The 26,057-nt window shown below is 69.2% G+C and carries 28 protein-coding genes; 11 read left to right on the forward strand and 17 right to left on the reverse strand.

Features of this window, described 5'->3' with window-relative positions:
* Nucleotides 1–39 precede the first annotated feature (39 nt).
* Nucleotides 40–255, forward strand: a complete 216-nt coding sequence (locus tag ACGFJ7_RS37005; protein ID WP_360247664.1) for a hypothetical protein — start codon at nucleotides 40–42, stop codon at nucleotides 253–255.
* A gap of 31 nt (nucleotides 256–286) precedes the next feature.
* Here ACGFJ7_RS37005 and ACGFJ7_RS37010 read toward each other — a convergent pair whose 3' ends face one another.
* Genes ACGFJ7_RS37010 through ACGFJ7_RS37020 form a run of 3 tightly spaced genes read right to left on the reverse strand, consistent with a single transcriptional unit; the run spans nucleotide 287 to nucleotide 2,972 of the window.
* Complete coding sequence (locus ACGFJ7_RS37010; protein ID WP_392646600.1) at nucleotides 287–865, reverse strand: hypothetical protein; 579 nt, start codon at nucleotides 863–865, stop codon at nucleotides 287–289.
* Entirely contained in the window at nucleotides 862–2,199 is a 1,338-nt protein-coding gene (locus ACGFJ7_RS37015; RefSeq protein ID WP_392646602.1) for a hypothetical protein, read from the reverse strand. Before ACGFJ7_RS37015 ends, ACGFJ7_RS37010 begins: the two co-directional genes overlap by 4 nt.
* On the reverse strand, nucleotides 2,196–2,972 hold the full coding sequence (locus tag ACGFJ7_RS37020) for an ABC transporter ATP-binding protein (protein ID WP_392646604.1): 777 nt from the start codon (nucleotides 2,970–2,972) through the stop codon (nucleotides 2,196–2,198). Before ACGFJ7_RS37020 ends, ACGFJ7_RS37015 begins: the two co-directional genes overlap by 4 nt.
* A gap of 147 nt (nucleotides 2,973–3,119) precedes the next feature.
* Between ACGFJ7_RS37020 and ACGFJ7_RS37025 the strand changes: the two genes are divergently transcribed.
* The gene (locus ACGFJ7_RS37025) at nucleotides 3,120–4,343 is read left to right on the forward strand and encodes a histidine kinase (RefSeq protein WP_360247656.1); all 1,224 of its coding nucleotides are present in this window, start codon (nucleotides 3,120–3,122) and stop codon (nucleotides 4,341–4,343) included.
* A complete protein-coding gene (locus ACGFJ7_RS37030; RefSeq protein WP_392646607.1) occupies nucleotides 4,340–5,008 on the forward strand; it encodes a response regulator in 669 nt (222 codons plus the stop codon). The genes ACGFJ7_RS37025 and ACGFJ7_RS37030 overlap by 4 nt, the downstream gene beginning before the upstream one ends.
* A 28-nt stretch (nucleotides 5,009–5,036) precedes the next feature.
* Here the strand turns inward: ACGFJ7_RS37030 and ACGFJ7_RS37035 are convergent, their stop codons facing one another.
* The 7 genes from ACGFJ7_RS37035 to ACGFJ7_RS37065 all read right to left on the reverse strand — a co-directional run bounded on the left by ACGFJ7_RS37035 (nucleotide 5,037) and on the right by ACGFJ7_RS37065 (nucleotide 10,869).
* A complete protein-coding gene (locus ACGFJ7_RS37035; RefSeq protein ID WP_392646609.1) occupies nucleotides 5,037–5,831 on the reverse strand; it encodes an alpha/beta fold hydrolase in 795 nt (264 codons plus the stop codon).
* Between the two features lie 29 nt (nucleotides 5,832–5,860).
* The gene (locus ACGFJ7_RS37040; protein ID WP_392646611.1) at nucleotides 5,861–6,565 is read right to left on the reverse strand and encodes an alpha/beta fold hydrolase; all 705 of its coding nucleotides are present in this window, start codon (nucleotides 6,563–6,565) and stop codon (nucleotides 5,861–5,863) included.
* A gap of 35 nt (nucleotides 6,566–6,600) precedes the next feature.
* Entirely contained in the window at nucleotides 6,601–7,062 is a 462-nt protein-coding gene (locus ACGFJ7_RS37045) for a RidA family protein (protein WP_360247648.1), read from the reverse strand.
* Nucleotides 7,063–7,188: 126 nt separating this feature from the next.
* Nucleotides 7,189–8,427 carry a helix-turn-helix domain-containing protein gene (locus ACGFJ7_RS37050; protein ID WP_392646613.1) on the reverse strand — a complete coding sequence of 413 codons (1,239 nt, stop codon included), beginning with the start codon at nucleotides 8,425–8,427 and terminating at the stop codon, nucleotides 7,189–7,191.
* Nucleotides 8,428–8,433: 6 nt separating this feature from the next.
* Complete coding sequence (locus ACGFJ7_RS37055) at nucleotides 8,434–9,249, reverse strand: MerR family transcriptional regulator (protein WP_392646614.1); 816 nt, start codon at nucleotides 9,247–9,249, stop codon at nucleotides 8,434–8,436.
* A 28-nt stretch (nucleotides 9,250–9,277) separates the two neighbouring features.
* Complete coding sequence (locus ACGFJ7_RS37060) at nucleotides 9,278–9,637, reverse strand: peptidase inhibitor family I36 protein (protein WP_360247642.1); 360 nt, start codon at nucleotides 9,635–9,637, stop codon at nucleotides 9,278–9,280.
* Between the two features lie 14 nt (nucleotides 9,638–9,651).
* A complete protein-coding gene (locus ACGFJ7_RS37065) occupies nucleotides 9,652–10,869 on the reverse strand; it encodes a serine hydrolase domain-containing protein (protein WP_360247640.1) in 1,218 nt (405 codons plus the stop codon).
* 121 nt (nucleotides 10,870–10,990) lie between these two features.
* Between ACGFJ7_RS37065 and ACGFJ7_RS37070 the strand changes: the two genes are divergently transcribed.
* The 3 genes from ACGFJ7_RS37070 to ACGFJ7_RS37080 are packed head-to-tail and all read left to right on the forward strand — an operon-like array spanning nucleotide 10,991 to nucleotide 12,879.
* Nucleotides 10,991–11,800, forward strand: coding sequence for a helix-turn-helix transcriptional regulator (locus tag ACGFJ7_RS37070; protein WP_392646617.1), 810 nt, complete (start codon nucleotides 10,991–10,993; stop codon nucleotides 11,798–11,800).
* A gap of 42 nt (nucleotides 11,801–11,842) precedes the next feature.
* A complete protein-coding gene (locus tag ACGFJ7_RS37075; protein WP_360247636.1) occupies nucleotides 11,843–12,475 on the forward strand; it encodes a TetR/AcrR family transcriptional regulator in 633 nt (210 codons plus the stop codon).
* Nucleotides 12,476–12,489: 14 nt separating this feature from the next.
* Entirely contained in the window at nucleotides 12,490–12,879 is a 390-nt protein-coding gene (locus tag ACGFJ7_RS37080) for a PPOX class F420-dependent oxidoreductase (protein ID WP_360247634.1), read from the forward strand.
* A gap of 18 nt (nucleotides 12,880–12,897) precedes the next feature.
* On the opposite strand, the gene ACGFJ7_RS37085 is transcribed toward ACGFJ7_RS37080, so the two are convergent.
* Both ACGFJ7_RS37085 and ACGFJ7_RS37090 read right to left on the reverse strand, forming a co-directional pair.
* A complete protein-coding gene (locus tag ACGFJ7_RS37085; RefSeq protein ID WP_360247632.1) occupies nucleotides 12,898–14,127 on the reverse strand; it encodes a glycoside hydrolase family 16 protein in 1,230 nt (409 codons plus the stop codon).
* A gap of 13 nt (nucleotides 14,128–14,140) precedes the next feature.
* Complete coding sequence (locus tag ACGFJ7_RS37090; protein ID WP_360247630.1) at nucleotides 14,141–15,325, reverse strand: glycosyltransferase family 2 protein; 1,185 nt, start codon at nucleotides 15,323–15,325, stop codon at nucleotides 14,141–14,143.
* A gap of 339 nt (nucleotides 15,326–15,664) precedes the next feature.
* Here ACGFJ7_RS37090 and ACGFJ7_RS37095 point away from each other — a divergent pair, with 339 nt between their 5' ends.
* Both ACGFJ7_RS37095 and ACGFJ7_RS37100 read left to right on the forward strand, forming a co-directional pair.
* On the forward strand, nucleotides 15,665–16,243 hold the full coding sequence (locus tag ACGFJ7_RS37095; protein WP_392646620.1) for a SigE family RNA polymerase sigma factor: 579 nt from the start codon (nucleotides 15,665–15,667) through the stop codon (nucleotides 16,241–16,243).
* Nucleotides 16,240–16,995, forward strand: a complete 756-nt coding sequence (locus ACGFJ7_RS37100; protein WP_392646622.1) for a hypothetical protein — start codon at nucleotides 16,240–16,242, stop codon at nucleotides 16,993–16,995. Before ACGFJ7_RS37095 ends, ACGFJ7_RS37100 begins: the two co-directional genes overlap by 4 nt.
* A 45-nt stretch (nucleotides 16,996–17,040) precedes the next feature.
* Here the strand turns inward: ACGFJ7_RS37100 and ACGFJ7_RS37105 are convergent, their stop codons facing one another.
* Entirely contained in the window at nucleotides 17,041–18,009 is a 969-nt protein-coding gene (locus ACGFJ7_RS37105) for an alpha/beta hydrolase (protein WP_360247624.1), read from the reverse strand.
* Between the two features lie 99 nt (nucleotides 18,010–18,108).
* On the opposite strand from ACGFJ7_RS37105, the gene ACGFJ7_RS37110 reads away from it, so the two are divergent.
* Nucleotides 18,109–18,705, forward strand: a complete 597-nt coding sequence (locus ACGFJ7_RS37110; protein ID WP_360247622.1) for a TetR/AcrR family transcriptional regulator — start codon at nucleotides 18,109–18,111, stop codon at nucleotides 18,703–18,705.
* A gap of 45 nt (nucleotides 18,706–18,750) precedes the next feature.
* Here the strand turns inward: ACGFJ7_RS37110 and ACGFJ7_RS37115 are convergent, their stop codons facing one another.
* The 3 genes from ACGFJ7_RS37115 to ACGFJ7_RS37125 form a co-directional block, all read right to left on the reverse strand.
* On the reverse strand, nucleotides 18,751–20,166 hold the full coding sequence (locus ACGFJ7_RS37115) for an ATP-binding protein (RefSeq protein ID WP_392646624.1): 1,416 nt from the start codon (nucleotides 20,164–20,166) through the stop codon (nucleotides 18,751–18,753).
* Nucleotides 20,163–20,846, reverse strand: a complete 684-nt coding sequence (locus ACGFJ7_RS37120; RefSeq protein WP_360248291.1) for a response regulator transcription factor — start codon at nucleotides 20,844–20,846, stop codon at nucleotides 20,163–20,165. The genes ACGFJ7_RS37115 and ACGFJ7_RS37120 overlap by 4 nt, the downstream gene beginning before the upstream one ends.
* Before the next feature lie 151 nt (nucleotides 20,847–20,997).
* Nucleotides 20,998–22,173 (reverse strand): amidohydrolase family protein, encoded by a 1,176-nt coding sequence (locus tag ACGFJ7_RS37125; protein WP_392646626.1) that lies wholly within the window; start codon nucleotides 22,171–22,173, stop codon nucleotides 20,998–21,000.
* Nucleotides 22,174–22,389: 216 nt separating this feature from the next.
* On the opposite strand from ACGFJ7_RS37125, the gene ACGFJ7_RS37130 reads away from it, so the two are divergent.
* Nucleotides 22,390–24,540 carry an MMPL family transporter gene (locus tag ACGFJ7_RS37130; protein WP_392646628.1) on the forward strand — a complete coding sequence of 717 codons (2,151 nt, stop codon included), beginning with the start codon at nucleotides 22,390–22,392 and terminating at the stop codon, nucleotides 24,538–24,540.
* Nucleotides 24,541–24,791: 251 nt separating this feature from the next.
* Here the strand turns inward: ACGFJ7_RS37130 and ACGFJ7_RS37135 are convergent, their stop codons facing one another.
* Nucleotides 24,792–25,586 (reverse strand): MerR family transcriptional regulator, encoded by a 795-nt coding sequence (locus ACGFJ7_RS37135; protein ID WP_392646630.1) that lies wholly within the window; start codon nucleotides 25,584–25,586, stop codon nucleotides 24,792–24,794.
* 78 nt (nucleotides 25,587–25,664) lie between these two features.
* Here ACGFJ7_RS37135 and ACGFJ7_RS37140 point away from each other — a divergent pair, with 78 nt between their 5' ends.
* Complete coding sequence (locus ACGFJ7_RS37140) at nucleotides 25,665–26,024, forward strand: nuclear transport factor 2 family protein (protein ID WP_392646632.1); 360 nt, start codon at nucleotides 25,665–25,667, stop codon at nucleotides 26,022–26,024.
* Nucleotides 26,025–26,057 lie beyond the last annotated feature (33 nt).

Here is a 26,057-nt window from a genome sequence, read left to right on the forward strand (position 1 = left end):
TGGACCGGACCGACCCGCCCGGGATGACACCATGATCGGATGACCGCCGACGAACACGCCGCCCGCGCCGCCGAACTCACCGCCGAGGCCGAACGCCTCTACCAGATCTGCCTGGTCGACTACCAGACGAACATCAACGAAGACGACCATTCCGACGAGCCGTACGTCCCCGGCGCCGACCTGGCCATGCTGACCGCCACCACGCAACTCGCCCAGGTCCACGCCACTCTCGCCCTGCGAGACCACCGCCCGTAGCCGCGATCTGCGCCTCGGGCGCGCCGCCCCGTCAGCTCGTCGTGCCGCTTCGGCGGGGGCCGCGAATCACATACCCAGCGGCTCCGGCGACCGCGAGGGTGACGGCGGTGGTGAACGCCGCCGGGCTGTCCGCCGGCTGACCCGCCCAGGTGAGTAGGTGCAGCGCGAACGGCTCCGGTACGGCCGGGATGCCGCCGGACACGCAGCCGGTCACGACCGGCAGGGTCCAGGCCAGCCGGCGACCGAACAGAGCCGCGGCCAGCGCGGCCAGCCCGGTGAAGCCGGCCGCGTCCCGCAGGACGACGCCGGTCGGCGCCGTCGTCACGACGGCCACCACGGCGGCCGCGGCCACGAAGATCGCCGCCAGGTGCGACGCGCGGCGGGGCGCCCAGCGGATCGCCGCGGTCGTGTCCAGGGTGCTGTCCGGCCCGCCCAGGCCGTGGCCGAGGACGGCGATGCCCAGCGCCAGGGCGAGAGCCGCTGCGGTCACGGCGTGTCGTGACTCGGCCGGGCCGGTGCCCAGCCAGGCGACGGCGATCATCGCCGATACCGCGCACAGCGCTCCGGCGGGCACTTCGCGCGAGCGCAGGAACAGGCCGACGGCCGTCATCGGCCGGCTCCGGCACCGAGGGCTGCCGCCTGGTCGCCACAGGTCAGTCCGGCCGTGCGTACCGCGGCGACCCGGCGTTCCTGCTCGGCGGCCGGCAAGGCGACCAGGGTCGCCCACATCTTGTCGCGCAGGTTCTGTTCGGCCGCGGAGAACGCCGGACCGGGTGCCGGGTGGCGGCCGTAGAGCCAGGCGGCCGTCACGGCCCGGGCCCGCAGCACGTCGAGGGAGGCACTTTCATCATCGTCGGTGCAGAGCGGGGTACCCGCGCCGGCCAAGATCCGGGCGGTCAGCTCGGCGGGATCATCGGTCTGGCTGAGGTTGCCGGCGTCCACCCAAGCCTCGGAGGCCGGCTGCGGTCGGCCCAGGCCGGGAACCGCCTCGTGAACCGAAGCCGGCGCGTTCGGCAGCGTGGCGAGCAGGCGCAACGCTTCCCGAGACGGCGCGACGACTGTGGGTAGCGTCCGGCTGTGGGCGGCTGTGACGCAGACCCGAGGGCCGCCGTCGGTGGTGCAGACCTCGGTCACCGCGGCCGGGTCGATCGGGAAGGCCTTCTCGGCGGTGATGGTCAGCAGCGGGGTCGCCAGCGCCAGCCCGAGCAGTGGCGGGACGACGGCCAGGACCCGTACGAGCCGGTTCGTCGCGAGGTAGAGCACCAGCCCGCCGGCGACCAGCCCGGCGAGCCACCAGGCCTGGCCGGCGCTCACGGACCCGCCGACCGTCTGGAACTCGGAGAGCGTGCTGGTGAAGAACGGCAGCAGCAGAGCCGGTCCGGGCTTCGTGGCGTCGCCGATTTTGGTCGCCTCGATCGCGGCCAGGAGCGAGGCCAGGCTGCCCGCGCCGAGTACGGCCGGGGTGTACGCGTACGGCAGCAGCCGGCCGACACCGAGGCCGAGGAAGCCCGCCGCGACCAGGGCCAGCACGCCGACGGCGGTGACCGCCCACCAGCCGCTGCCGGGATAGCCGGCGGCGGTCGCGACCCTGGGCGCCCCGGCGGCCAGAACGAGCAAGTAGCCGACGGTCAGGCCGAGGGCCGCGGCGAGAGCGGAGGGCCGCAGCCGCCGCCATCCGGGAGCCGGTGTGCTGCCGAGCAGTTCCTCGATCCGACTGCGCCGGTCCCGGCCGGCTTGCCAGGCGCCGGCCGCCAGGGCCAGCGGCCAGAGGACCACCAGCATGATCCGCTGAAAGGCGGCGAGCAGGTTCCACTGCTGGTCCCACAAGCCGGTCTGCCCGGTGAACGCCAGCACGTACAGTCCCGCGGCGCCGAGCACGGCCGTCCCGGCGCCGGCGAGGAGCACACTGGAACGGCGAAGTTCGATCCCGATGATGCCGCTCACAGCATCACCGCCGGCGCCGCCCGGTGTCGTTCGATGAGGGCCGAGTAGCCGCGTTCGATGGGACTGTCCCCGGCGTCGCCGGCGCCACCGGCGCCACCGGCGGACGCTATCTCGTCCGGCGTCCCGTGGAACACTATGCGGCCGGCGTCCGCCAGCACGACGCTCGTGCACGCCGCGGCCACGTCTTCCACGAGGTGGGTGGAGACGATGACGCAGGAACGTTCGCCGAGCTCGCGCAGCAGGGCCCGGAAGTCGAGTCGCTGCCGCGGGTCGAGGCCCACTGTCGGCTCGTCGAGCAGCAGCAGCTCCGGCTCGTTGACGATGGCCTGCGCGATGCCGGCACGCCGCAGCATGCCGCCGGAGAGCGACTTCATCCGCGAGCCGGCCCGGTCGGCCAGGCCGACCCGCTCGAGTGCGCGCCGCACGGCACGGCGGCGCCCGGTGCCGGGCACCTCTTTGAGCCAGGCCATGTACTCGACGAACTCGGCAACTGTGAACCGCGGGTAGTAACCGAACTCCTGAGGGAGGTAGCCGAGTGCCCGCCGTACCTTTCGGAGGTCGGGTCGTCCGTCCATGGGCTGCCCGAGCAGTCGCAGCCGGCCGTCGTGCGGGCGCAGCACGGTGGCCAGGGCTCTGATCAGGGTGGTCTTGCCGGCGCCGTTCGGTCCCAGCAGTCCGTGGACGCCGGCGCCCAGGCTCAGGTCGACGCCGTCGACGGCCACGTGCCGGCCCGTTCTCACCCGCAGCCCCACGGCTTGCACTGTCGTCGTCACGATCACTCTCCGCTCATCGTCCGGTGCGGCTTCGATCGTGCGGGAGCGGGGCGGGGGCGCGCCTCAGCCGTGTTACCGAGCGGTGCCGCGGTGACTCGGCCGAAAGAACCAGGCCGCCCGGGTACGGGTGTCGTACCGTGGCCTTCTGTGTTGATCATCGTTCCGGGTCGCCGGTGGCCGCAGCGGGTGGCGGCGGGCCTGTTCGCCGTCGTGGTCGCGGGACTGGTCGTCGTCGAAGGACTGGACGGTCCCACGCTGCCCGCCAAAATCGGCATTGTCGCCGGCGGGCTACTCGCGGCGGCCGTGGTCCTGCTGGCCGAGGCCCGCCCGTCGGCGGTCGCCGCGGCCGCGGCGGTGTCCGTCACGGTCTCGGTGGCCTGTGGGCTGGTGCCGTCGATGCGCCCGGAGCACACGTTCGGCCTCGTGGAGTTCGCCGCGCTCTCGGTGGCGGTGATCCGCCTGGTGATGCAGCATCCGATCGTCCGGGCGGCGGGGCCGGCCGCGCTGACGATCCTCGCCATCGGGCTTCTTCCGGTACGGGTCTTCCTGCACCCGGCCAACGTCCGGACGCTGTCGCAGGACGGCGGCCTGGTGGCGGTCGTACTGGTCGCGTGGGTTCTGTTCGTCGCCATGCTGGGTCTCTATCTGCGCCTGCTGGAGCGCCGCCGGGTCGACGCCGACCGGCTGGCCCGGCAGTCCGAGCGCATGGATCATGCCCGCGACCTGCACGACTACGTCGCCCATCACGTGACCGCGATCGTCGCCCAGACACAGGCCATCAGGTTCGTCACCGGTGCGGGCGCCGCGCCCTCGCCCAAGGACCTGGACGCCTTGCTCGCCGACATCGAGAAGGTCGGCGGTCAGGCCCTCACCTCGATGCGTACGCTCGTGGGGGTCCTGCGCGACGAAACGCCCCCGGCCGCACCCGTCGAGGGCACGCTGGACGCGATGCTGACCACCGTCACCGAGACGATGCCGCCCGGACTTCCCGCGCCGGCCCTCTCCGTCGACGAGGCCCTGGCCCATCGGCCGTTACCCGCCGCCACCCTCGACGCGGCTCACCACACCGTTCTGGAGGCGTTGACCAACGTGCTGCGCCACACCACCGGCACCACCCGGATCGACATCCGGGTCCGCGCTCACCCCGGTCGGCCCGGCCTGGCCGAGGTCTCGGTCAGCAACGACGGCCGAGCCGCCGTGTCCTCTCTACCGTCCGGCGGCTTCGGCCTGACCGGCCTCAGCGAGCGGGTGCGCGCCGCGGGTGGCGAGTTCTCGGCCGGGCCGGTCGCGGCGGGCTGGCAGGTCACCGCGATTCTGCCGGTCACCGAACGGCGTTCGGACGGCCGGCGATGGAGACGGGAACGACGATGACCATTCGGCTTCTCCTGGCCGACGACCAGGACATGATCCGCACGGCGTTCCGCATGATTCTCGGCACTCAGCCGGACATGGAGGTGGTGGCCGAGGCGGCCGACGGCGAGACCGCCGTCGAGCAGGCCCGCCGGCTGCGCCCCGACGTGTGCCTGCTCGACGTCCGGATGCCGAAACTGGACGGACTCGAGGCGACCCGGCTGCTGGCCGGCCCGGCCGTCCGGGACCCGCTCAATATCCTGATCGTCACCACGTTCGACCTCGACGAATACGTGTACCGGGCGCTGCGCAACGGCGCCTGCGGTTTCCTGCTCAAGGACACGTCGCCGAACCTGCTGGTCGAGGCGGTGCGGGCCGCGGCCGCGGGAACGACGCTGATCTCGCCGGCCGTGACCGTACGGCTGCTGGCGCACCTCGCTCCCCGCCGGGGCGCCGAACCCGAGGCGCCGGAGACGCCACCCACCGAGCCACTGACCGAACGCGAGCTCGCCGTGGTCCGGCTCGTGGCGCACGGACACACCAACGACGAAATCGCCGGACAGCTGTACGTGACGCTGTCCACGGTCAAGACCCACCTGGCCAACGTGCAGCGCAAACTCGCCGCTCGCAACCGGGTCGAGATCGCCGCCTGGGCATGGCGCAACGACGTCTGTTCCTCGAACTGACGTCGTTGCCCTGATCGCGAGGATCAGGTCATCGTGCCGTCGCCGCCCGGACGATCAGGTCCGCGACCGGGCCTGGATTCGACACACCGACGGCGTGCGAGGCCTTGCGGATCTCGACCGTTGCCCGCGATCCGGCCCGATCAGCCATCCAGCGCTGGGCCGCGGGCGGGATGTTGCGGTCGGCCCCGGCGACGAGGAACCAGGAGGGGATCTTCTTCCAGGCCGGTTCCCCGGAACCCGCACTGAGCGCGGCGTCCCGGATCGGGCGCTGCGTGACGGCCATCAGCGAGGCCTGCCGCTTGGACACGTCGCCGGCGAACTGCTGCCGGAACAGGTTCGGCCGGATGGAGAGGTCGTTGGTGCCGTCACCGAGCGGCACCGAGGCCAGCGTGTCGCCGAGAGTGCTGCCCGGGAACTTGTTGGACAGCTCGAGGGCGCTTTCGCCCTTGTCGGGGGCGAAGGCCGCGATGTAGACGAGCGCCTTGACGTCCGGGTCGCCGGCGGCGGCGTTGGTCATCACCGCGCCGCCGTACGAATGGCCCGCGAGCACGATCGGCCCCGACACGGAATCGATGACGGTTCGCACGGAGGCGGCGTCGGAGCCGAGGCCCCGCAGCGGATTGGCGGCGGCGACGACCGGGTAGCCACGCTGCTGGAGCCGTTCGATGACGCCGGACCAGCTCGCGGAGTCGGCGAAGGCGCCGTGGACCAACACGATGGTCGGTTTGGCCTTGACGTGCGTACCGGCGACAGCGGCCGACGTCGTGCCGGTGAGAACGATGGCGGCGGCGAGGGCCACCACTGTGGAGATGCGAACGCGCATGATGCCTCTTTCGGTCAGGTCAGGGGAATTCAGACGATCGCGGCGGCGGCCTGCAGGATGACCGCGGCCACCGCGGCGGGCTCCGAGGCGGGAATGGCGTGTGAGGCCCCGGGCAGTTCGACGCGTGTGCGGGCGCCGGCGCGCTCGGCCATGAAGCGGTGGGCCTCGAGCGGGATGTTGTAGTCGCGCTCCGGGTAGATGAACCAGGACGGCACCGTCTTCCAGGCCGGTTCGCCGGATCCCTCGTTGAGCGCCGTGGTGTTCAGCGGGCGCTGGGCGACGGCGTCGAGGGCGGCGCGCTCGGCCGGGACGTCGGCGATGAACTGCTGGTGATACTTGTCCTGCCGGATGTACAGGTCGACGGTCCCGTCCGGGAGCGGCACCTCCCGGAGGGTGTCGCCGAGGGTTCCGCCCGGGAACTTGCCGGACAGTTCGCCGATGCTCTCGCCGGCCTCCGGTGCGAATGCGGCGACGAACACGAGCGCCTTGACGTGGTCGTGCCCTACGGCGGCGCTGGACATGACAGCCCCGCCGTACGAATGGCCGACCAGCACGACCGGGCCGTCGACGGTGGCCAGAACGCTCGAGACGACGGCCGCGTCGCCGGACAGGCTGCGCAGCGGGTTGGGCGCGGCGATCACCGGATAGCCGTCGGTGAGCAGTCGCCGGGCCACCTCGTTCCAGCTGGCGGACTCGGCGAACGCGCCGTGGACGAGGACGATGGTGGGTTTCATGACAGAGCCCTTCAGTAGGTTCGTTCCGTACGCGGTCAGGACGAGATCTCGACCTGGAGTTCCACCTCGACCGGGCTGTCCAGGGGCAGCACCGTCAGGCCGACGGCGGAACGGGCGTGGATCCCGGCCGGGCCGAAGACGTCGTGCAGGAAGGTGGAGGCGCCGTCGAGGACCTGGGCCTGGCCGGTGAAGGACGGCAGCGAGGCGACGAAACCGGTCACCTTGACGACCCGCACCACCGCGTCGATGCCGACCAGCGCGTCTACCGCCGCGAGGGCGTTGAGCGCGGCCGTACGGGCCAGGTCGGCGGCCTGGGCGACGTCGACGGTGTCGCCGACCTTGCCGGTGACCGGCAGCGTCCCGCCGACGAAGGGCAGTTGCCCCGAGGTGTAGACGTGCCGGCCGGAACGGACGGCCGGCGCGTAGCCGCCGACCGGTGTGGCGACATGCGGCAGCGTGATGCCGAGCTCGGCGAGCCGGTCGCTCCAGATCCCCATGATGTGTGCCTCTCGTGTAGCGGGCGGGCCGCTGTGCCGCGCCCGTACTTGATCTCATCCGGTCCGGGCGCGGCGGAACACGCGAGAACGCATGCAGAACCACTTCCGCATGTGCGGTCGCAGTGCCTACGGTTCTTCCTCGGCGAGCCGCTCACGGGCGAACAAGCGGATCAGGTTGTGGAAGCGGTATCGGCCGTCGACGTGGGCTTGAAGAAGGCTCAACTCCACGAGTTCGTCCAGGGCGTCCTCGATGCCCTCCGGGTTCGCCGGATCCAGTGCCCGCGCGAGCCCCGCGTCGAAGTCCGATCCGGGCGCCGGCGCGAGCCGGCGGAACAGCCGCCGCGCCTGAGGAGACAACTGGGTGTACGAGAGGTTGAAGGCAGCGGCGATCCGCAGGTCCCCGGCGATCAGCTGGTCCAGCCGCCGGCGTTCGTCGGACAGCCGGTCGGCCAGATGTCGTACCGTCCATTCCGGCCGGCTCATCAGCCGGTTACCCGCGATGCGCAGCGCCAGCGGCAACCGGCCGCACAGCTCGGTCACTTCGTCCACGGCCTCGGGCTCGCGGTCGCCGATGATGCGCCGCAGCAGGGTCGCCGCGTCGCCGGCCGGCAGCTGCCTGAGGTTGAGCCGGTGCACGCCCTCCAGCCCGGCCAGCAGCCGGCGGCTGGTGATGACGGTCAGGGAGGGCCCGGGACCGGGCAGCAGGGGCCGGACCTGTGACTCGTCGGCCACATTGTCGAGCACCACGAGCACTCGCCGATGGTGCAGCAGTTCCCGGTACAGGCCGGCCCGGTCGGTGTCGTCGGCCGGGATCTCGTCGTCCCGGATGCCCAGCGCGCTGAGCAGACGGGCGAGTGCTTCCGGCGCGCCGGACGGTCGTACGTCCATTCCCCGAAGGTCGACGAAGAGAGTGCCACCGGTGAACGCCGTCCCGAGCTGGTGTGCCGCCTGCACAGCCAGCGTCGTCTTGCCGGCCCCGGCTGTTCCCGACACGGTCACCACCGGCGCCACCGACGGCGCGGGCCGGGCCTCGGTCGCGACCCGGCCCAGCTGAGCCAATTCCCGGTCCCGGCCGGTGAAGTCGGGTACCGGACGGGGCAACCCGCAGCAGCCGGCCGTCCCGGCCGCCGGAAGTCTCGGCCGGCCGGCCCTGGCCGCGGCGAGAAAAGCCGGCTGCTCGGCCTGGGGCAACGCCAGCGCGTCGGCCAGTGCTTGGACGGTGCGCCGCTGGGGTGCGACGCTGCGCTCGCGCTCCATGTCGCTGATCGCGCGAGCGCTGACCCCGGATTTCTCCGCCAGTTGCTCCATCGTCAGCGCGGCCGCGTGCCGGTGGGCCCGGAGCCGCCGCCCGAAGGTTTCACTCATTGCTGATCACAGTGGGCTGGTGGCTCCGCGGATCGGCGCGCTGAACTCGGCGCTGTCCTCGAGGACCACGTGACGCAGCTGTGCGATGTCGAGATAGGAGCCGTCGATCGGGTGGGCGAGCAGGCGGCTGATTGCTGTGCAGTACTTCGCCATCGAGTGGCGGCCCGGCATGGTGATCGACAATTCGTCGCCGGCGCCGCACTCACGCACCTCGGCGGCCGACGCCAAGGCGGCCATCGTCACCGGGTCGCCGAGTACCTCGATCTGTACCCACCAGAAGGACCCCTCCCGGGCGGACGCGGTCCCCGGGGCGAGAATCCGCCAGGGCGTACCCGTCGGCGTCGCGCCGTACAGCTCAACTGTCTTGATCAGCTTTTCGGTCGCCGCCGTCAGGATCGCCTCGGTCACGTCCCATTCCTGACGGCCGGGCCCGACCGGGGTCGCGGGGGCCGGCCTCGACACCACAGTCATGGCCGGAACCCGGCGCCGGCGGGGCCGCGGCTGTGCTTCCAGCAGATCCCGGGCAGTCTGGATCGCCTCGTCCTCCTCCGGGCGTCGCCGCTGGACACGAGCGCTGTGCTCGCGCAGCAGAGCGAGCGCGGCGCCGGGCTTGCCGAGCACCCGCCGGACCTGCTCGACACCCAGGCCGGCCTGCCGGAGAACGGTGACCAGCATGGCGTCCTCGACCTGACCGAAGGTGTACGAGCGATACCCGGTCCGCTCGTCCACCCGGGCCGGGACGAGCAGACCTTCGGCGTGGTAATACCGCAGCGTCGGCGCGGAAAGCTGAGCCATCTGGCTGAATTCCTTGATCGACAACATGTTCTCAGCGTCCGGTCGGTGCGGTTGATCAGCAGAAGCGGAACGACGAGATCATGTCGTTGAACCGCTCCGGACTGCGGAGATCGGGCTGTGCGAAGCCCCAGTAAAACCCGATCATCGGGCCGTCGAAGTTGATGTCCTGGTACACGCAGACCTTGCGGTCCGAGCGGTTCTGCCACGAGCTGGCTTTGTCGTTGAACGAGCCGAGACTGCTCCGGGGAGTCGCGGACATCATCACGATGCGCCCGCCGTAGTTGATGTGCTCCCATAGGCAGAAGTTCTTGGGCGGGCAGTCCGACATCGCCGCCCGGGCGGGCGAACCACCCACGATGGTGTGTCCGGCCAGAAGGCCGATCGTGAGCAGGGCGGTGGCAATGGCTTTACGCATTCTTCTCTCCTGGATCAGGAATTGAGGACATCGGCGAACAGCGCTTCGCGCAGCGCCACTTCGCGAGGGTCGTCCCACAGGTGGAAGCCGGTTCGATTCATGGCGTACGCGAACCCGACACCCGTGTCCGGGTCGGCGAAGCCGAAGGAGCCGCCCAGGCCCATCGTCCCGAAGGCCGTACCCGACGCGGATCCGAAGCGGAAGGCGGGGAACGGCTTCACATATCCCAGCGAGTACTGGGTGGGCACGCGCAGCACCTGGTCGGCGAGCCCTCGGGCCGGCGTCTCGGCCGGATTCTTCAGCTCGTCCAGCGTTGAGGGGGTGATCCCGAGCCCGGCCCCGCCGATCGCGGCCTCGCCGTAGAGTCGCGCGATCGAGCGCACCTCGCCGATGCCGTTGACGGCGGGAATCTCCGCCGCCTGCACTTCGGGACGGTTGATGTTGTCGGGTACGCCGAGCACGCGCGGGTTCTGGAACGCGCGGGCGCTCAGGCTCCACGGGTTGGCGAAGGCCAGGGCGAAAGCCGCCGGCATCGCGTTGACGTGAAGCATCATCTCCCAGGGCCGGAAGCCGTGGATCCGGGCGACGCGGCGACGGTCGACGCTGTCCGGGAGACCGATGTGAAACTCGAGTCCCAGAGGCGCGGCCACCTCGTCGGCGAAGAACTTCCCCAGATGGCGGCCTCGCGGGTCGACGCGGCTGACCAGCTCGCTCTCGTACCAGCCGAGCGTCGTGCCGTGATAGCCGTGACGCTCGCCCGGCCGCCACGCCGGTCGCTGCTCGGCCAGCGCCGCAGCCAGGACGGCGGAGCCCGACAAGTCACGCAGCGTCAGCGGCTGGTCGAGGGCCGGCAGTCCGGCCTGGTGGGAGAGCAATTGACGTACGGTGACGTCAGCCTTGCCCGCGGCCGCGAACTCGGGCCAGTAGGCGGCCACCCGCTCGTCGTAATCCAGCAGGCCGCGCGAGTGCAGGACCGCGACCGCCATCGACGACACACCTTTGCTCGTCGAGAAGACCGGCACCATCGTGTCGCGATTCCACGGCTCGCCCGTCCGGCCGTCGCGATAGCCACCCCAGAGGTCGACCACCTTCCGGCCGTCGCGATAGACCGCGCAGGCGGCGCCGATCTCCCTTCCCCGTTCGAAGTTGCGCCGGAACGCGTCGGCCACGGGCCCGTATCCCTGCTCCACCTCACCGTGAACCATCGCGGACGGCACGTGAACCCTGAGCACCAACTCGACCTCTCCTCACTCGCGAGACACCGAACGGTGGCATGCGGGTGCGGGGCCTACCAGGGATCGGTAGTCCCTGGTAGGCAGGCTCGTGGTGGACGTCGCCTCGTAAGATCACCAGGTGAACCGCGAAGAATTGGCAGACTTTCTGCGACAGCGCCGGGCCGCCTTGGCCCCCGCACAGCGCACGGCCCGCCGAACCCGCGGCCTACGACGGGAAGAGGTCGCCGAGCGCGCCTACATCTCGATCGACTACTACACCCGGTTGGAGCAGCGGCGCGGACCGCGACCGTCGCCGGAGGTCGCGTCGGCGCTCTCCCGGGCGCTCGACCTGACCATCGACGAACGCGACCACCTGTTCCATCTGATCGGGCACAACCCGCCCCAGCAGACCGCGGACCTGAGCCGGGTCGACCCCGGGCTGCGCCGGGTGCTGAACGCGCTCGACGGGAACCCGGCGATGGTCATCTCGAACCTGGCCCACACCCTGCTGCAGAACCCGTTGGGCCGGGAGTTCTTCGGCGACCAGACTCACTACACGGGCCTGGCCCGAAGCGGCTACTTCCGGTGGTTCATGATGCCGGAGGAGCGCAGCACCTATCCCGCGGACATCCACGCCGCCCAGAGCGCGACCTTCGCCGCCAGCGTCCGGGCCGCGGCCGACCTGGAACCGGACCCCGCCGAGGCCGAGCAGATGATCGCGACTCTGCTGACCGAGAGCGCCGAGTTCCGCCGCCTGTGGGACAACCATGAGGTACGGCTCTGCCGTCAGGAGACCACGTCACTGCTGCACCCGACAGCCGGCCGGGTGGACTTCGACTGCGAGGTCGTCTTCAGCCACGACCGCCGCCAGCGCATGCTCGTCTTCACCGCCCGCGACGGCCGGGATCTGCGTCACCTGGCCGCCGCTCCGGTGACAAGTGGAACATAAATTCAACTTGGAGAAATAATTCCACTTAGCTAGGCTGGCGACGTGAACGATGCGGACGCTCCCCTGCGGCGCGATGCCGAGCGAAACCGTCAGCTGCTGCTGCGTACGGCCTATGAGCTGATGGCCGTTCACGGCCTGGAGGTGCCGTACGAGGACATCGCCCGCGCCGCCGGTACCGGGATGGGCACCGTCTATCGCCGCTTCCCGAATCGGCAGGATCTGCTGGACGCCCTGTTCAGCGACCACATCGACACGGTGATCGACCTGGCCGAGCAGGCCGCGCGCCACGAGGACGCCTGGGCCGGGCTCACCTGGTTCCTCGAACGGCAGCTCGAGATCGAGGCGCAGAGCCGAGGGCTGGGTGAGCTGCTTCGCCGGCGCGGCCAGGACACCACCCTGGTGCGGCGGGCCGACGAGCGCATGACCCCGGTGGTCACCGACCTCATCGCCCGCGCTGTCCGGGCCGGTCAGCTGCCGCCCGGCGTGACCCCGGCCGACTTCGTCGCGGTGCACGTGATGGTGGGCAGCGTGCTGGATGCCTCCCGCGACTTCGCACCCCACCTGTGGCGCCGCGCCCTGGCCATCGCGCTGGCCGGTCTGCGCCACGCCGAGCTGCCCGGCGACCCACCGGACGAAACAGTGACCAACCGTCTCTACCGAGACCCCAGGAAATGAAGGTTCACCCCACCATGGCTCTTCCCGACGACCTGCTCGACGTGCTCAACGCCAAGGCGATCTGCTTCGTCACCACACTGATGCCCGACGGCTCGCCGCAGATCTCGCAGACCTGGGCCGGTACGGACGGCGTGCACGTGCTGATCAACACCGTCGACACCCACCAGAAGACCCGCAACATCAAGCGGGACCCCCGTATCGCCCTCGGCATCGCCGATCCCGCCGCCCCCGCGCGGTACTGGGCCCTGCGCGGCCGGGTCGTCGACGCCACGACCGACCGGGCCCGGGAGAACATCGACGAACTGTCGCAGAAATACCTCGGCCGCCCCTACCCGGGCTTCGGTGGCGACAACCAGCAGCGCGTCCTGCTCACCATCGAAGTCGACAAGCTGCACCGGCCCTGACGCCGTCGCCCCGCGTGGTCAGCTCGGGTTCAAGGTGTCCAGGTGGTTGCGGCCCTTGGCGTAGAACTGGTCGACGTCTTTGCGCACCTGGGCCACCGTCATCACCTTGTTCGCCTTCGCGTAGACCCAGTTGACTCGCATGTTGTAGCTGCGGTCGCCCTTGAAGGGAAGGTCGATGAACCAGGTGTTGAACATGATCCGCATCGGTTCGCGGGGGACGCTCCGGCCGGAGCTGGCGAACACCGTACGTCCGTCGACCGAGTAGGTGACCTTCTGGTCCGTGACGGTGATCATCATGGTGTGCCAGCCGGCGAGGCTTCCCTTGTAATCGTCGGTCGCCCGGTCGCCCAGCGTCGAACTGCGCCAGCTGACCATGTCCATCTTCGGCCCGACGGCGCCCCAGCCACCGTTCGGCTGATACTCGAAGTCGAGCTCGCTGTAACGCGCTGAGTCATGCGAGGGCGAGATGGCACAGAACGTCTGGTTGAGGTGATCCCCGTCGCGGCCGGTGACCGGCTTGTTGGTGAAGAACACGCGGGCCGCGACTGTCCCCCGGAAGAAGCCGCCTCCAGTGGTGGCCAATTCGGTCTGGCGCGTGCCCGCTTTGGTCCCGTCCGTCGAGGCCCGCAACTGGAGAGCCTTGCCACCCTTGGCGCTCTTGTCCGACGGGAAGCTGAGCGTGTCATCGGTCCAGGAATCGGCGATTCCGGGACCGCCGCCCTCCGTACGAATCTGCCACCCGTTCGCGGCGAGCGCGGGGTCGTTGGAGGCGCGGTAGTGGAAGTTGTCGAAGAAGGTGCCGTCCGGCTGCCCGGCGACCGTCTGGGGTTTCCCTGACGGCCGGGCGGCGAGCGGACCGTTCACGGCCGCGGTGTCGGGATCCGCGTCCTTGACTTCGGGACGCACGAAGTTCCAGCCGGTGAAACCGACTCCGGCGACGAGAAGGGCCACGAGCAGCGCCGGTACGAACGCCGACCCGCCCCGTCGCCGTGCCCCGCGCCCCCGCTTCGCTTCGGAGAGGTCCGGAAGGAGCCCGTCCAAGGTGAGCACCCGGGTGATGCCGGACAGTTCGGCGGTCTCCAGGTCCTGACGATTACGCTTGCGCGACGCGAAGTAGGTGACCATCGCGGCCACCATCAGCATGACCGTCACGATGAATACGAAGTAACGGATATCGGCCGCGAACTTGACCGCGACGGCAATCGCGCCGAGTACCCCGAGGGCACCCGCGCCTTTGAGTGAATTCATTACCGAACCGCGCCTATTTCCAGGCCGGTACGGAAGTGAAGTACGACTTGAGGACCGAGGAGACGGACCAGTACATGTTCAGCAGGGTGTACACCGTACTCGGAATCAACAATGCTTGGGCGAGCATCGCTTTCCAGCCGAGCTGACGGACCGCCACCGCCGAATAAACGGCCCAGAAAGCAGTCAGGAGCAGAATGGCCGGCCAGTGCTGGAAGTTACCCCCGGCGAGCGAGGTCCAATACGCCGATCCCCAGATCAGGAAGCAGGCGAAGCCGAAGAAGTTGAAGACCAGGGCCATGATGGCGTGCCGGGTGAACTCGGTCCACCCGCGCAGGCGGAGCGCGTCGACGGTGCCGCGAGCCCAGCGTTCGCGCTGGACGACCAGTTCGCGCAGGGTCGGCATGAGGTCGGTGTACGCGATGCAGAACTCGTTCGCGGTCACCTTCCAGCCGGCTTCCTTGAGCGCCAGGGTGGTCTCGTAGTCCTCGACCAGGTTGCGGTGGTCCTCCCAGAAGACCTGGCCCCGCCCATCGATCAGGGACTGCAGGGCGGTACCGCGGTAGAAGGAGCCGGCGCCGGACATGGTGTGGACGTTCGTCCGGTACCGCGCGTGCGCGGCTCGGCCGTACTCGAGAATCTGCATGCCGAGCAGGTATCGCTGCCAGAGGTTGCCCCACAGGCCCGTACGGCCGTAGCAGGCGGCACTGACCCCACCGATCTTCTGGTCGGACGCCATCACGTTGACGGCCCGCTCGATGAAGCTGCGGTGCAGTTCGGTGTCGGCGTCCATGGCGAGGACGTGCCGGACGGCGTCCAGGCGACCGCCGACCCGTACGCGAAGCCACTCCATGGCGTAGTTGAGCGCGCCGGCTTTCTTGTGGGGATTGTTGTTCAGCGTGAGAACGACTGTCGGCGGGGTCCTCGGATCACCCGCGTACTCGGCGGCGTACTGCTCGGTGTTGTCCGTCGAGTTGTTGACCACCACGACGATGAGGTCGGGCCGCCGAGTCTGCCGGTGCAGCGACTTGAGCGAGAGCAGAATCCCGGCCTCTTCATTCCGCGCCGGAACGATGACGACCGTGTTGTAGCTCGGCGTAGGAATGCGGTGGTTGATTCTCGGGTTAGGAGCGGGTTGCCGGGGGTATATGGAATCGCCCCGGGAGTACATATTCCCGCTGTGCCGTACAGACGTGCTCACGATTGCCCCCCGCGCCATGGCCGACCGCGGCCATCCTCCGTGCGCGCAAGATCGTAACCGAAGTTGATGGGAAAAGAAGGCCTCTGGGCCGGCTCCGGCATGGGTACATCTGACCACTGTCCCTACCAATTCGGACACCTTGTGAGGCATTCGGGGCGTAGCGTCACCGTCCAATAGTGAGATAAAGCACGTCAGCCGGGGCATCGAATGTGGCGAAGGTCCGTGCTAATGGAAGTCGCATGAATTTTGCGTGACTTCCAGGCGAGGACCGGCCCGTCCGGCGCCGGCGACCGAACGGTCTCGACCTCATGCAACCTTCGGCCGTGCCGAGGGGTCAGAGTGGGTGTGAAACAGGACAGCGGCTCGGACAGGTTCGAGCGTGACGAGCAGTTCCACGAACTGGTGGCCGATCGGCGCAAGTGGCTGCTGCAGACCGCGCGACTGCTGACGGCCGGCGATCAGCACCTGGCGGAAGATCTCGTGCAGACGGCGCTGACCAAGCTCTACGTCTCCTGGGCGGCGTTCCGGCGGGCGGACAACCCGGACGGCTACCTGCGCCGGGTGCTGGTCAACGCATTCCTCAGGGAACGCCGCCGATCGTGGTGGCGATTCGAGCGTCCGTCCGACCGGCTGCCGGACCGCGCCGAGGCGCCGCCGGCACCGGCCGACCTGGATCCGGAGCTGTCCCACGCGCTGAGTCAGTTGCCGCGGCGGATGCGCGCCGCGGTCATTCTGCGCTTTTTCCACGAGCTGGACGTCGCCGAAACAGCGGCGGCCCTGGGCTGCTCGACCGGAACGGTCAAGAGCCAGACCGCCCGAGCTCTCGACAAGCTGCGGGTGGCGCTGGACCAGCCCGCGGCACCACGTAACCCGCCTGCCCCCAACGCCCGATCCCAGGAACAGGAACTCATCCGATGATGGATCTTCACAGCCGTTTGCAGCACCTGGCCGGTCCCGCCGACGAGACGCCGGCCGGCGTCATCGAGGACGACCTGGCTCGCGGACGCCGCGCCGTCCGGCGCAACCGGGCCGTCCGGGTAGCCGCCGGGTCGGCGTTCAGTGTCGCGGCCGTCGCGGCGGCGCTGTCGCTCGGGCCCGGGCTGATCGGCGGCAACACCGGCAACCAGCCCGCCGCGGTGCAGAGCGCGAACGGAGTGACCGCCCGTGTCGAGCTCGTGAGTTACACCGGAGCGCAGCCCCGCCTGTTCACCATCGACACGGTGCCGCAGGGGTTCTTCATCCAGGGCCAGAACGAGTACGAGCTGGTCATCGCGCCGGAGCAGGCCAAGTCGCCCGACCCGGCCAAGCCCTACCTGTCCGATCCGGCGGTGTACACCGGCAAGATCGCGGTCTATCTGCAGAACAAGGACTTCACGGTCGAACCCGACGGTGACGAAAAACTGACGATCAACGGCAGGCCGGCCGCACTGCGGTACGTCCACACCGACGAGGGCACTCCGGACGAGGGGGCCACAGTGGAGGCGACGCAGATCTTCGTGGTTCAGTCGCCCCACGTCTACCTCACCGTTCAGTTCGACGCCGGCACCGGCCTGACCAAAGAACAGATGATCAAGGTCGCCGGCGGCATCAACCTCACTGCTGAGGCCGTCGCCAAGGCCGAGAAGGGGTACGCCGCGCAGACCGAGAACCCCAAGACCGGCCACAAGTAGGGTCCAGCCGATCGCAGGCGCGGCGGCTGGTGCTCGCGTCAATCTTCACGCGGCGAGGAGCCGGCTGGTCCAATTCGCCAGGGCTGCGATGGCGGTCCGTGAGAGTGCCGCTTGCGGCGCCATGCTGGTGAAGCCGTGGAAGGCGCCCGGCCAGACGTGGAGTTCGGCGTCGACGCCGGCTTCCCAGAGCCGGCTGGCATAGGCCACCGTCTCGTCCCGGAACACCTCGGCACTGCCGCAGTCGATGTAGGCCGGGGGAAGGCCCGTGAGGTCAGCCGCCCGTGCCGGTGCCGCGTAGATGGTGACGTCGTCCCCGCCACGCCGGTCGCCGAGGTAGGCGTTCCACCCGAACCTGGTCAGGGCGCGATCGGCGACGCCGACTCCATCGATCTGCCGGGTCGAGACGGTGGAGTCGCCGTCGTCGAGCATCGGGGAGATGAGGATCTGCCCGAACAGGCGTGGGCCTCGACGGTCCCGGGCCAGCAGGGCGGTTCCGGCGGCGAGGCCGCCGCCGGCGCTCTGGCCGGCCAGCACGATGCGGGCCGAATCAATGCCGAGGCTGTCCGCGTGCGCCGCGGTCCACACCAGCCCGGCATAGCAGTCCTCGACCGGGTAGGGGTCGGGGTGCTCCGGTGCGAGGCGGTAGTCGACGCTCACCAGAACCACGTCGTGGGTCAGCAGCCAGTCGTCGTACGAGTCGAGGTTGCCCAGGTAGTGGCCGAACATCATGCCCCCGCCGTGCACGGTGTAGAAGCATGGCGCCGTGCCCGTGCGCCCCGCGCGCTGGATGATCGCAAGCTTGATGGGGTCGCCCTGGTGGCCGGGAACGGTCACGGTGCGGCGTTCCAGACCCCGGCTGCGCAGACGCTCGTCGAGCTCGTCCTCCGTGATCTCCAGTTGCCGCATCCGCGGCAGCATCTCGGTCGTCAGGGTGAAGGGGCCCCTCTGCTGCAACCCGGCCAGGACAGCTCCCAGCTCGGCGTCGAAGGGTGGGCGGTGCAGGACGTCAGGCATTCCAGATCTCCTCGGGGTCGGTTGCGGACGCCCTAGGTTAACTGACTAAACTTAGTGACACAACATAGCTAGGATCGGCTGAAGCACGGAGGGAGCCGCATGGCACGCACGGACGCACGGGGCGGCCCGTTGACGCGCGCTCGAATCTCCGAGGTCGCGACTCGGCTGTTCCTGGACCGGGGATTCGATGACGTCACGGTCGCCGATGTGGCGAGCGAAGCGGGCGTGTCCAGCGTGACCGTGTTCAAGCACTTCCCTCGCAAGGAAGATCTGCTCCTCGATCGGGTCGACGATGCCGTGCGGCTGCTGCGATCCGCCGTTCGCGAGCGGCCAGCCGGCATCGACGTACTGACGTCGCTGCACGACCTGACTTCCGAGCTTGCCGACAACCGGCACGGCCTGTCCGGCCTGGATGACAGATCCGCCCCGTTCTTCCGTACAGTGGCCGCTTCCGCAGCCCTCATCGCGCGAGCCCGGGAACTCGCCGCTGAACTTCAGCAGGCTTTGGCCGAGGAGCTCGACCGTGATCCACGCTTCTCAGGCGACAGCGACCTGTTCGCCGCATTCTTCGTGGCCGGCTACGCCACGGTGCTGACCGAAAACGCGCGACGCTGCATCGCGGGGCAGCCCGCGACGGCCGAAGACCATCGCGCTCGCCTTCAGAGGCTCTTCACCGCACTCCGCAATGGACTGTGACGGGCCGGCGGCCACATCCGCCGCAGGTGTCCTTTCCACGGTGAATCACACGCTCGCGGTGGGCGGGGACGCGGCCGGAAGGCCCACCCGAAGCAGCGCGCCACCTCGGGTGGAGCGGGCGACGGTGACCCGGCCGCCGTGTGCGTCGACGACCCGCTGCACGATCGACAGCCCGAGACCGGATCCCGGTAACGCCCGGGCGCTGTCGGCACGGTAGAACCGGTCGAACACCCGCGGCGCGTCGGCGGCGTCGATGCCTGGTCCGGCGTCGTCGACATCGAGCACCGCCGACCCGCCGGCGGCACTGAGCCGGACCTGGATCGGCTGGTCCGCGGGGGACCACTTGCCGGCGTTGTCGATGAGGTTGAGTACGGCCCGCTGCAGCGCGGCGGGACGCCCGCTCACCCACACGGAGCTCACGTCGAGCGCGATCTCGATGTCGGGCATGCGCGAACGCGCCCGGGTCGCGGCGGCCACCACCACGTCGGCGAGGTCGATCAGCTCGGTGCTCTCGTCGCTGACATCACCGCGCGCCACCTCGGTCAGCTCGGCGGCAAGGGTGCTCAATTCGGCCACTTGGGCGCCGAGATCGTTGAGCAGCCGGGTCCGGCTCTCCGCCGGCAGCGCGCTGTCCAGGGTGCCGCGCCGATCGAGCCGGATCAGCAGCTCGGCGTTGAGGCGCAGGCTGGTGAGCGGGGTCTTGAGCTCGTGGGAGGCGTCCTCGGCGAGCAGCCGCTGAGCCTGGCGGGATTCCCGGAGCGCGGCGAGCATGTCGTTGATCGACTGGATCAGCTGCCGGATCTCCCCACCGCCCTCGTCCGGGATGTCGGCGTCGAGATCCCGGGTTTGCGCGACACGTACCGCGGCGGCGGTCAGCCGGTCGATCGGTGCCAGTGCGGCCCGCGCCACGGTCCGCCCCACCAGGGCTCCGCCGGCCACGCAGAGCAGCCCGATCAACAGCATGCCGAACCCGAACTGGTTGATCGGGGTGTCGTCGGCGAGGTCGGCCACCTGGACCGCGCCGTCGCCGGCCCGCAGCGTGTAGACGCGGTAGCCGTCGTTCCAGTCGGTCGACTCCAGCAGGTCGGTCGACGCCCCCTCCGCGACGCGCCCGGCGTGCTCGCTGACCGGGGGCAGCTCGGGTTGGCCGGCCGGCGTCCGGGTCGAGCCGTCGGGCAGGATGACCCGCACCAGCCGACCGGATCCCGGGTACGGCGGCAGCTGGACTTCCGCCAGACCGGCGCGCTCCGCGTTGGTTGCCAGGACGCGGGAGTCGGCGTGCAGCTGATCCTCGGCGGTGTCCAGCAGCTTGCGGTCCATCAGCTCGCTGGCCACCTGGAAGGACACGAACACGCTGACCGCGATGGCGGCCGCCGCGATCACCGTCATCCTGGTCCGCAGGGACCGCCCGCGCCACCACCGGGCCAGCCGGCGCGGCTCCCGCCCCCGGGACCTGCTCACGGAGGAGTCGCCCGCAACGTGTACCCCAGCCCACGCAGCGTGTAGATCAATCGCGGCTCACCCTCGGCCTCCATCTTGCGGCGCAGGTAGCTTACGTACACCTGAAGGTTGTTGGCGGTGGTGCTCATGTCGAAGCCCCAGATCGCCTCGAACAGCGCGTCGCGGGTCAACACTCGGGTCGCGTTGCGCACGAGCACCTCCAGAAGGGAGAACTCGGTCCGGGTCAGGCGCAGCGGCCGCCCGCCACGCCACGCCTCGAACCGGTCGGGATCGATCCGCACGTCGGCGAACGACAGGACCGGCGACTCCTCGCCGGCCGGCGCGCGCCGACGCAGCAGGGCCCGCACGCGGGCCAGCAACTCCTCGGTGGCGAACGGCTTGGGCAGGTAGTCGTCGGCGCCCGCGTCCAGGCCCGCGACCCGGTCGGAGACCTGATCCCGGGCGGTCAGCATCAGCACCGGAAAATCCCGGCCCGCCGCCCGCAACCGCCGACAGGTCTCCAACCCGCCGAGCCGGGGCATCATCACGTCCAGGATCAACAGATCCAACGTGTCACCTCCCATGCCCTCGACCCGGTCGAGCACGGCGAGACCGTTGGCGACCGTGCTGGTGTCATACCCCTCGACCTGGAGCACCCGCTCCAGCGACTCACGGATCGCCGCCTCGTCGTCCGCGATCATGATCCGCACTCCGGCCCCACCCTCCAACCGACGACCTGGACGTTCATCCTCCCCAATCAACCTGAGGCCAGTATTAAAGACGCCGCGCAACCGGCTGGCCGACAGCATCACCAAGCGGCGGTTCCGGGGCGCTGCTGCCGGCGTCGGCGTGTCACTTCACGGGCACTTTCGTTCTGAACAGTTTCTCTGCGTTTCGGAACGCGATCTTCTCCTTGTCCTCGCGTGGCAGATCGACTCCGCGGAACCAGTCGGTCTGCGCTTTTATGTCGGCGAACGGGTAGTCGGTTGCGAACAGCACTCGATCCACGCTGATGAACTTCAGCAGGAGATGGAGCAGTTCGGTCTGGGGGAATGCGCTGGTGGTGACCCAGAAGTTGTCCTGGAAGTATTGCCCGAAGGGCTTCTTCAGCGAGTTTTCGGTCGGCTCGCCCATGTCATTCACGATCCGCTCGTGGTAGAAGGGTAGACCTTCGCCCATGTGGCCGATGATGATCTTCAGTTTGGGGAATCTGTCGAAGACCCCGTACGTGATCATCCGAATGCACTGGGTCAGCACCTCCTGGTGCCAGCCATATCCGGACCCGCTGAAAATGTAGGGCTGGAACTCTTTCGTGTATTGCGACCGGGTGGTGCTGTAAAGAATCTTGAAGATCTCGTCAGCCGGATAGCCGGGATGCAGATAGATCGGAACATCGAGCGCAACGGCACGTGCCAGCACAGGCTCGAAATCGGGATGATCGAGATACTTCTTCGTGATGTGCCCGTTGGTCAGCGCGCCCAAGAAGCCATCTTCCCGAACCGAGCGTTCCAGTTCGTCCGCCGCCGCCTCCGGGCTCTGCAAGGGCAAGGTGGCGAAAGCCTTGAAGCGGCCCGGATACTTGGCGATCGGCCCGTCCACCAGTTGCCGGTTGAGACGATAGGCAAGGTCGATGCCCCTTCGTCCCGGCACATTTTGTACGGACGGTGTATGAGCAGAGAGGATTTGAACGTCGAGTCCTCCCGCGTCCATATCACCGATGCGACGTTCGCCCAGATCCGCAAGACCGATCTCCTCGAGGAAGGCTATGTGGTCCTCGTTGATGGAGTTCAGCTTCAACAACGTGGGAGTCGAAAATGTCTCCTCCGCGCCGATGAAGGGCAGGTCCCGGTCTCGTTGGTAAATTTCCGCGGTCTTGTCCGCTTTCTGGTCCGGAGCCTGGTCTGGATTCTTGTTGTCGTCCGCTGCCGAGACAATGGCATGCGTGGACACTCCGGCGCCGATGCCGAGTGCCGCGGCGGCGGCCAATAAGCTGCGGCGTCCCATGGGTTTCATGTCAGCCGTGTCCACCCTGACGGCACTGCGTTCACTGTCATCACCAGTCTCCTGTCGGCGGTTACCTCGCTTGTCTGATGCCGACTTCCTACCTGGTGAATCTGAGACGAACGTTAATGCGATCGGGCCGCTTTTCGTTGCCGCCTGAGCACCACATTAATGATCGTCTCAGATTCGCTCGGTACGAAGTCGGCCTCGGACAAGCAATGTGACGCCCGATCAGGAGGATCGATGACAGTCAACGTAGCGCCGGCCAAGGAAACGCCGCCCGGTCGGCTGGCCAGCCGGTGGGTGCCGTGGTTGGTAATCGGCTTGTGGATAGCCCTGGCGGCGGTCATGGTGCCGTTGAGCGGGAAGTTGAGCTCGGTCACCAGCGACAAAGCCGTGGACGCCCTGCCCGCCAGCGCCGAGTCCACCGAGGTGGCGGTGCTGGAGGAGAGCCTTCCGGGTGCGGAGGACAACACGTTCGTCTTCGTGTACCACCGCGCCGGCGGCTTGACCTACGCCGACCGCGCCACGGTCGAGCGCCACTACGACACCCTGGCCAAGCGGTACCCGCCGAAGACGGCGACGTCCGGCGAGGAGGATGACGACGGTCCCGCGATCAGGCCGTCCACCAACGGCCAGGCGATGATGTTCACCCTCGACCTGAGCACGACCTACGGCCCACCGGAGGAGCTCGTCGGCCCGTTGCGTGACGCCGCGAAGGACCGGCCCACCGGCCTGGAACTCGAGGTCACCGGCCCGGCCGCGATCGACGGCGACCTGGACGCCGTCTTCGACGGCATCGACCTGCAGGTCTTCCTCACCACCGTCATCGTCGTCACGATCCTGCTGATCCTCACCTACCGCAGCCCGGTGTTGTGGTTCGTCCCGCTGGTAGCTGTGGGCGTGGCCGCGCTGACCTCGATGGCGACCGTCTACCTGCTCGTCAAGGGCTTCGGCATCGTGGTCGACAACCAGAACTCGGCGCTGCTGACGATCCTGGTGTTCGGCGTCGGCACGGACTACGCGCTGCTGCTCATCGCCCGATATCGCGAGACACTGCACCACCACCAGAACGTCCGAGTCGCAATGATTCACGCATTGCGCGGTGCCGCGCCAGCCATCATCGCGTCCGCGGCCACCGTGATCGCGGGCCTGCTCTGCCTGCTCGCCGCGGACCTGAACAGCATCAGCGGGCTCGGCCCGATCGGTGCTGCCGGCATCCTGTGCGCGCTGGTGGCCATGCTGACCCTGTTCCCGGCGGTGCTCGTGGTGCTCGGCCGCCGGATCTTCTGGCCGGCCATCCCGCGGTTCAACACGGCCATGCGGGAGAAGCCCGGGCTGTGGGGACGGCTCGGCACCGCCATCAACCGCCGCCGGTGGGTGGCGACGCTCGGCTCGTTCGGCATCCTCGCCGTGCTCTGCATCGGGCTGACCGGCAACACCGGCGCCCTGCGGGAGCAGGACCAGTTCCTGTCCCCGCCGGAGTCGGTCACCGGCTTCACCGTTCTGCGCCAGAACTTCCCGGAACTCGGCGGCCAGCCGATGACCGTCTACACGCGACCGGCGTACCAGAAGCAGATCCTCGACGTCGTCAAGCGCACTCCCGGCGTGACGCAGGCCGAACCCGGCCAGACCGTCCAAGGCTGGACCGACATCTCCGTGTACCCGACCGACGCTCCGGACACCCCCGCCGAGTACGACACCATCAAGCGGGTACGCGCCGCCGTGCACGCGGTCGACGGGGCGGAGGCCATCGTCGGCGGGCCGAGCGCGGAGAACCTCGACACCGAAGTCACCACCAGCCGCGACGAGAAGCTGGTGATCCCACTGGTGCTCGCCGTCGTCCTGATCATCCTCGGGCTGCTGCTGCGCGCGATCGTGGCCCCGCTGGTCCTGATGGCGACCGTGATCGTCTCGTTCGCCGCGGCGTTCGGTGGCAGCGTGTTCGTCTTCGAGACCATCCTCGGGTTCAAGGGCATCGACTATTCGGTGCCGCTGCTGGCATTCCTGTTCCTGGTGGCGCTCGGCGTCGACTACAACATCTTCCTGGCCAGCCGAGCCCGAGAGGAGACCGTACGTCTCGGCACCAGAGACGGCATGCTCAAAGCCCTTTCCGCCACCGGTGGCGTCATCACCTCGGCGGGCCTGGTCCTAGCCGCCACGTTCGCCGTCCTCGTCTCACTTCCGCTGGTGATGCTGGTCGAGGTCGGCTTCCTGGTCGCCTTCGGCGTGCTGCTCGACGCCCTGCTCGTGCGATCGATCCTGGTGCCCGTCCTGACCCTGCTGATCGGCCGGCGGATCTGGTGGCCGAACCACCTGTCCCGGCCTGCGGCGACGCCGCCGACGGGGCGGCCCTCGCCAGCCGACGACGAGGAGCCCGCGCTGCAACGGTGAGCGCGCCCGCACGGAGGAGATCCAGGACGGGGACCCAGGCCGTCCCGGATCTTTTCCCGGGCATGGCGCTCGGCGGCGTCTCGAAACCCGGATCCTCGTTCGCGAAAGAGGGTCGAAGGCCACGTGCCGGGTCCTCGTCGAATGACCCGGCGCCGCTGCCATAGCAGCTGGCGAGAGCCGACCGCCGCGTGGCCGGCCCGGTCGTGTTGCTCGTCTGGGCCGGCCCGGGGTGTCGCTTGGTCCACAAGTCTTCATGTCACGCGGAACACCGGCCACCCGATCTCCGTACGCCAGGCGGCCGGATCGCTCACATCCCGAGGCCCGACGCGGTAAACCTCCCGCACGGGCCCAGCCACCGACATCGCATTCTCCACGACCCACGCACCGAGCTCGCCGTAGGTGACGTCCACACCCTCGTGCTCGCCGACGTGGGTGGTCACCGCCAGTTCCGCGGCGGGCAGGGTCACGGCGTGCACCCGTCCGGTTCGCGGCGGGGTAGAGGTCGGCAGATAGACGAGCACCCGACCGCGGCCCTCCTCGAACAGGGAGTTGTCGTAAGCGCCCCCCGGCGGTCCGGTCACGCCTGCGCCCACGGCCGCTTCCAGCTCGGCCATCGCGCCGGCGAACCACGCTTCGACGTCGGCGTGGCCGATCACGGCCTCAATCGCCGCGACCTCGCGGGCGGGTTCGGCGCGCAGCTCGACCTCGATCGGCGCGGGGTCGGGCTGCAGGAGGCGGCGCAGCGAGGTGACCGCGGCCCGGGTGCGAGAGAGCTCGGCCTCCAAGCGCCGCAGGTGACCCGCGACCAGGGTGGACCGGACGCCGGGGTCCGGCGTCCGCAGGATCCGCTGCACGTCGCTCAAGGGGACGTCGAGCTCGCGGAGCCGGTTGATGACCTGCGCGGTCGGTATCTGCTCGACGGAGTAGTAGCGGTAGCCGGTCGCCCCGTCCACGACGGCCGGCTCGAGCAGCTCCCCCTCGTGGTAACGGCGCAGGGTTCGCACGCTCAGGTGGGTCAAACGCGAAAACTCCCCGATTGTCAGCACCCCCTCAGTCTGGACCCTCCCCCAGGGAGAGGATCCAGCACTTGACCCTCCGGCCCGGCGAGGCCGCACGGTGACGACATGACAAACAACGACCTTCGCTCCGACATCCTCCCGACCACGGTCCGCGACTTCCTCGCGGCCAGCACCGTGCACGACGCCGACACGGCCTCGTCGTTCCTCGTCGAAGACGTCGTGATCGTCGACCAGAACAAGACCTTCCGGGGCCGCGACGAGGTTCACGCCTTCCTGCGCGACGCCGGCGCCGAGTTCGAGTACACCACCGAGCAGATCGGCGCCCGCCGCGTCGACGACGACCACTGGGTGGTGACCCTGCGCCTCGAGGGCACCTTCCCCGGCGGCGTCGCCGACCTGGACTACCGCTTCACCCTCCGCGGCAACCTCGTGGCCGAGCTCGTCATCGCCAGCCACGAGGCCTGAGCCCGACCGCACACCACCCATCCGTCAGAAGGA

This window comes from Actinoplanes sp. NPDC048988, assembly GCF_043197815.1.
Classification (GTDB): Bacteria; Actinomycetota; Actinomycetes; order Mycobacteriales; family Micromonosporaceae; genus Actinoplanes.